We start from the raw sequence: 505 nt of genomic DNA on the forward strand, positions 1-505 counted from the left end.
TTGCACTTGGCTTTAAACATATTTAAAGCGTGTTTAAAACCTTCTGTGTTGTGGTTGCTTGGGGTGATAGAAAAATCTATACCGCTTTCATAAAAAAAGCTTGTGATCGTATCATCAAAGGCGATAAATTCCATTCTAAAAGCGTTAAAAGCACACAAATAAGGTGGCGTGTGGTGGGTGTAAAGCTTGTGCTTGCCTATGGTTAAAAGAAGTTGTGTGAAAGCTTTGTCCAAATCGTCAGAATTACCCCTTTTAGCTTCGCCCCATAAAATAGGTAAGGTAGCGTTAGGGTGCTTATAGCTTAGCATGAAATCTATCTTATCCCCGCTATAAAGGAATTTTTTATCTTTAAAGAACTCGGCTTTGATCCGGATTTTTAGGGGTTCTTCATTGAGGTTGCTGAAATCTAAAAGCATTCAAAACACCACCGTTTTGTTTTCATGCACAAACACCCGATCTTCTAAAACCAGTTTTAAAGCCCTAGCCAAAACCAGTTTTTCTATAT

Annotated in this window: 1 protein-coding gene; it reads right to left on the reverse strand. The window is 37.8% G+C overall.

The features are described from left to right. The coding region (locus IE271_RS44800) for a hypothetical protein (RefSeq protein ID WP_190195554.1) at nucleotides 1-416 on the reverse strand (416 nt) is incomplete at its 3' end. Nucleotides 417-505: the final 89 nt, after the last annotated feature.

The organism is Streptomyces minutiscleroticus (assembly GCF_014650875.1).
Classification (GTDB): domain Bacteria; phylum Actinomycetota; class Actinomycetes; order Streptomycetales; family Streptomycetaceae; genus Streptomyces; species Streptomyces minutiscleroticus.